The sequence below is a fragment of the Desulfocastanea catecholica genome (assembly GCF_054657295.1).
In genome coordinates this window covers 1-5090 of sequence record NZ_BAAHYZ010000069.1, presented here as the reverse complement: position 1 = coordinate 5090, position 5090 = coordinate 1, and the positions used below count along the sequence as shown (strand labels likewise).

3 protein-coding genes and 2 pseudogenes are annotated in these 5090 nt (G+C 44.4%); 3 read left to right on the top strand and 2 right to left on the bottom strand.

All coding sequences use genetic code 11. The features are described from left to right. Positions 1–26: 26 nt before the first annotated feature. The 3 genes and pseudogenes from ACYQ8U_RS22545 to ACYQ8U_RS22535 all read left to right on the top strand — a co-directional run bounded on the left by ACYQ8U_RS22545 (position 27) and on the right by ACYQ8U_RS22535 (position 3992). Complete coding sequence (locus ACYQ8U_RS22545) at positions 27–1589, top strand: hypothetical protein (RefSeq protein ID WP_459947812.1); 1563 nt, start codon at positions 27–29, stop codon at positions 1587–1589. A gap of 106 nt (positions 1590–1695) precedes the next feature. Next, positions 1696–3073 (top strand): annotated as a pseudogene (locus ACYQ8U_RS22540) (IS5 family transposase); the annotation flags it as partial. A gap of 298 nt (positions 3074–3371) precedes the next feature. Then, complete coding sequence (locus ACYQ8U_RS22535) at positions 3372–3992, top strand: CatB-related O-acetyltransferase (RefSeq protein ID WP_459947811.1); 621 nt, start codon at positions 3372–3374, stop codon at positions 3990–3992. 121 nt (positions 3993–4113) lie between these two features. Here the strand turns inward: ACYQ8U_RS22535 and ACYQ8U_RS22530 are convergent, their stop codons facing one another. Together ACYQ8U_RS22530 and ACYQ8U_RS22525 are read right to left on the bottom strand one after the other, a co-directional pair. Next, on the bottom strand, positions 4114–4845 hold the full coding sequence (locus ACYQ8U_RS22530; protein WP_459947810.1) for an ISAs1 family transposase: 732 nt from the start codon (positions 4843–4845) through the stop codon (positions 4114–4116). Further along, positions 4836–5090 (bottom strand): annotated as a pseudogene (locus tag ACYQ8U_RS22525) (Druantia anti-phage system protein DruA); the annotation flags it as partial. The gene ACYQ8U_RS22530 and the pseudogene ACYQ8U_RS22525, both read right to left, overlap by 10 nt.

Below are 5090 nucleotides of genomic sequence, written 5' to 3'. Positions count from 1 at the left end.
ATAAAACAAATTAAGAAGGTAATACAATGAAACAAGATAAATCACCAACTGCCTACAGTGTAATTACACCAATTAAAAAATTTAGGTATACATTTACACTTTCTTTAGTTTTTTTCTGTATGTTAGTTGTTTCTACAAATGCTCTGTCTGCTACATACTACATTGATTATAATAGCGGAGTCGATAGCCAGAGCGGGACAAAAGTGTCCCCTTGGAAACGCCATCCATATATGCTGGGGTGGACTGGAACTTACTCCCATTCAGCGGGTGACACGTTCATCTTCAAAGGTGGAGTGACTTGGCCTGTTGTTTGTTTTCCACTGAATATTAAAGGCTCTGGTAGTGGGGTCGGTTCTGAGGACACGTACACTGTAGACGAAACTTGGTATGATGGAGAGACTTACAGCCCCCCAGTGTTTGATGGAGAGGGGGTTCTGGCAGATGGTCTGTATATGATCTGGCTTACGTCAACCAAGTATGTCAAATTAGACGGACTAAAAATAATACGTGCCGGAGTTGCAGGAGTTCGTGACGGCAGGGGTGCTATTAAGTCAGTCAATGGGACTGGTGAGGGAATCATTTTAAATGATTTAGAACTTATTCCATACGCAAGTCATGCTATTGTATTGCACTATAGCGATGGTGCTGTAATAACGCATGGATTCAAGGTTACTAATTGCAAGATTAGTCATGCAGCAAACTCTATTGAAAGTGGGCAGACCAACGTAACCATTGGCAACGAAGTAGATGGTATTACCATAACAGGAAATGAGTTTTTTGACCCCCATACCCAGCTTGTATCTGGCGATCATGGAGATGGTATACATCTCTTTGTCGTATATGCTCCAAAAGACCCAGTTTATACCAATGTGGTTATAGCCTATAACAAGTTTTACGGAGATTGGTCTGGGTACGATAATGTCACAAGCAATACTGCAATGATTTATTTTGAGCGCATCGTTAAAAGTGGAGAAATTTATAATAACCATCTGACTTTTTCAAATACAACTCAAGGGAAGAGCGACTATCTCTTCTCCCCTGCCCCAATTTCTGCGGAAATGTTTGGTTCAGGGAAAATATACAACAATACGGTTGACTGCTCTGCAATGCAAAATAACGGGGGGGCGTACGGATGCAGCAACGGTATATCTTCTTGGGGTGGAAAAACAAATATGGAGATTATGGGTAATATTGTTATCGGGCCAAGGTTTGGATATAGCGTAAATGTGGGATTATCAACAGCAAACTCTAAAGTTGATTACAATGTTTGTCACAACTGCACAAACTATGGCGCAACATGGACAGATGCCGGGAATGCGTCTATAAAGACAACGCTTGAAACATGGAGAAGCACTACGAACCACGGCGATCATTCAATCACAGATGATCCCAAATTAGCAACTACCGGAGAACTCGAAGCTGCATCCCCAGCTTTTGACTTTCTCCCAATTTCTGAGGCTCCGACAAATATCTTTATCAATGATATGTTAGGAGAATCGAGACCACAAGGATCTGCTTGGGATGCAGGAGCCTATGAATACTCCTTAAGTCCTAAAACACCCGGTAATTTCTATTTAATATCAAATTAGATTCTCCTTAAAAAGGCTCAACTATTTGATATTAAATAGATAGATATCTATAAAATGGGGTATAATGTGCAAGAAATAGTCAAGATCTCCCTCAAAAGGCTTGCACATGATTCGGTACACGAGTGAACGTCAGATGTTCCTGGAAGGATTTAACCTGCCGTTTGGTGGGAGGCTGAATCCTGCAAATCTCTGGGTGAAACTGAGCCAGAGAATACCTTGGGATGAACTCGCCAAAGGGTATCTCACACACGGCTTACCGCCGACCGTGGCCGACCGGTGAAGAATGCCCGGATGGTGATTGGCGCGGTGATCATCAAGCACAAGCTGACCCTGAGTGACGAGGAAACGGAAACGGTACTGCAGATCCAGGAGAATCCCTATCTGCAGTATTTCATCGGGCTATCGAGGTATCAGGAGGAGCCGGCCTTCGCCCCGAGCCAGTTTGTCGAGATCCGGCGCCGGATGGGCAGTGAGGTTTTTGCCGCCTTTGAAAAAGCGATCCTGACGGAGATTGAGAAGTCTCGGAAGAAACAGAAGTCAGACAAGGAAGATCAGGGTCCGCCCAGCCATAAAGGCAAGCTGGTCATCGATGCGACCGTGGCCGAACAGGCCATCCGCTATCCGACTGATCTGGGATTACTCAACGAATCAAGAGAGATATCCGAGCATCTGATCGACGAGCTGGCAAAAGGAAGCGGCGTCAGGAAACCGAGGACCTATCGGGAGCAGGCAAAGAAACGGTATCTGACCATTGCGAAAAACATGAAGCCCGGCCGGAAACTGATCCGCAAGGGAATCAGGCAGCAACTGCTGTATCTCCGGCGCAACCTGTCGCACATCGATCGTCTGCTCGATGCATGCGATGGCTTCCCCCTGTCATCGAGGAAACAGAAACAATATTGGGTCATCCAGCAGGTGTATAGCCAGCAGTTGAGCATGTACCGGAACAGATCATGCCGCTGTGATGATCGGATTGTCAGCATCCACCAACCCCACGTCCGGCCGGTCATCCGCGGCAAAGGGAAATCAGGACGGAGTTTGGCGCCAAGATCAGCGTCAATTTGGTGGATGGGATCGCCATGGTTGACCACCTCGGTTGGGATGCCTTCAACGAGAGCTAGGACCTGCAGGATCAGGTTGAACGCTACAAAGATCGGTATGGCTATTGTCCCGAGGCGGTACTTGCCGACGGGATTTATGGCACCAGGGACAACAGGAAGTACCTGCAGGGGGCAGAGGGCATCAGGTTCGGTGGCAAACCACTGGGTCGACCGAAAAAGCAGACGGGGCTGAACGCCGAACAGATCAAACTGGCAAAGAAGCTACGAAAACAGGACGCCCTGGAGCGTATTCCGATTGAAGGGAAGTTCGGCCAAAGCAAGAACGGCTACCGACTTAACTATATCCGTGCCAGGACCGCAGCGACCTCCCTTGCCTGGACCAGGGACATCTTCCTGGTGATGAACCTGATGGTTCTGCTCAGGTGTTGGTGCGTTGTTTGTTTTACTGCGAAGAGGACCAGAATCCCACAGTTTTGAGCCGATCAAATTGCGTTGATACGGTTTGGATTGGATATAGTCCTGGACAACGGGCATGTTCAGCTCACACCAAGATGATTTTCTGAGGAAACTCAAATTAGGATAATTTAAAATAAAGAAAAATATTTTCATTAACCAAGGGTTGATTCGAAGATTTTTTCTTTTTTCTTTACGAGATACGAGGAAAATTTGTTTTATCAAATATTTTCAGAAGACAAACAATGTGTTTAGGAAACGGTTAGTTATGGTAGACAAATTAGTGTATTTTTTATTTAGAAACAAAAATTATAGACTCAGATCAATATTGCTGAAACTTATTACTCGCTATGAAGGCGGAGAAATGTACTCAAAAACACTTCGTAAAATTTTTTCAAATTTTTATGATATTGAAATAGGAATGTACAGTTATGGATGTTTCCATCCAGAAAATTTTCCACCGAAAACACGAATTGGACGCTATTGTTCATTTGCTCGTAATGTTCAGATAACTGTAGGAAACCACCCCTTAAAATTCAAATCTTTACATCCATTTTTTTTCAATCCTACTTTTGGCTATGTAAAAGAACTTTTGATAGATAGGACAAAGATTAATATTGAAAATGATGTATGGTTTGGCAAGTCTTCCATAGTTCTGCCTTCTGTAAAAAATATCTGCAATGGTGCTGTAATAGGAGGTGGAAGTGTTGTTACCAAAGACGTCCCACCTTATGCTGTAGTTGCCGGTAATCCAGCCAAAATAATAAAGTATCGATTTACACCCAATAAGGTTGATGAGCTTCTTTCAGATAAGTGGTGGGAAAAAGATATTAATGATCTTATGTCAGATCCTGGTTCTTCAAAACGATTTACCTCGCCATTTTATTAAACATATTAACTGTTTTTTTCAAAAGGATGCATGATAGGTATGACTCGCATAGTGTTTCAACACTCAAGTTTCATGCTTCTTTGTGGTTCCTTGTGATAGGAGGGTGGACCCCAGGGTAAATTTATGCTACCCCAGCACCGCAAGCGGAACTGTGATTCTGGCCAGTAATTTTCAGATAATCTAAAACCAAGCGAGGAGAAAAACTGAGTTGCCTCATTTTTTGAGTTACATTAGATACGCCCTTGCTTTTGAGGAGGCCGATAGCAAATCTCCGTAATCGGGTGATGTTTTCCGGACCGTAACCTTTCGAGATTCTACAGCGATCCTCATCAAAATTCCAGTCAAGGATGTAGTGGCAGCTATTTTCAATGCTCCAGTGCTGACGGTTGTCTCTTAGAATGTCTTCGGCGGTTGCCATCTGGGGAGTTTTGCTGGTGATTCCGTACGCGACAACTCGTGTATTTTTACCTTTTTTCCGGTAAGTTACTCGTTCAATTTTGAAGGCTTGGGCGACATGGGGAAATTTCAGGTATTTATTGAGTTCCGTGGTCACCCAGATTCTTCTGGATTCATTTCGGCCATGGTTGGGCTTATCTTTGGTTGTATGGTCAGGATCCCAGGAAACATTTTCGAAAAATGAAGCGACTTCCTTGAGGAGTTTTTTTTGATTGCCCTTGGCGGTGAAATGATAATGCGCATTTCTTTTTTCAACGATGTATTCGGCAAGCTCACGCTGAGTTAACAGGGCATCGGCGGTGATGGTTTTACCTTGTATATCTAAGGAATCGAGGAGGGGGATAGCGGTTTTGATTTCGTTTGTCTGTTTTTCTTTTTTGCTTCCTTTTACAGGCAATGTGCCGACTTTTTTTGGGTGTAGCTTTGTTTGCTCTGGTGCCCGACGGCACCCATGATATGAATTTGCCGGCCACTGTCGTCAACGGCATTGCACATGGTTTTCCCGTCGATCGCCAGGCTATCGTCGATTGTACCAAATTGGGCATTCCATTGCTGCAGTGCCCGGTCGAGTTCCATTGGTGCTATGCGAATCAATACGTTACGAATGGTGCTCTCGCTGGGGACACTATTTTTGCTCCGGCT

Coding starts and splice junctions, on each gene's coding strand:
- ACYQ8U_RS22545 (WP_459947812.1), top strand. CDS start 27: ATGAAACAAGATAAATCACCAACTGCCTACAGTGTAATTACACCAATT.
- ACYQ8U_RS22535 (WP_459947811.1), top strand. CDS start 3,372: ATGGTAGACAAATTAGTGTATTTTTTATTTAGAAACAAAAATTATAGA.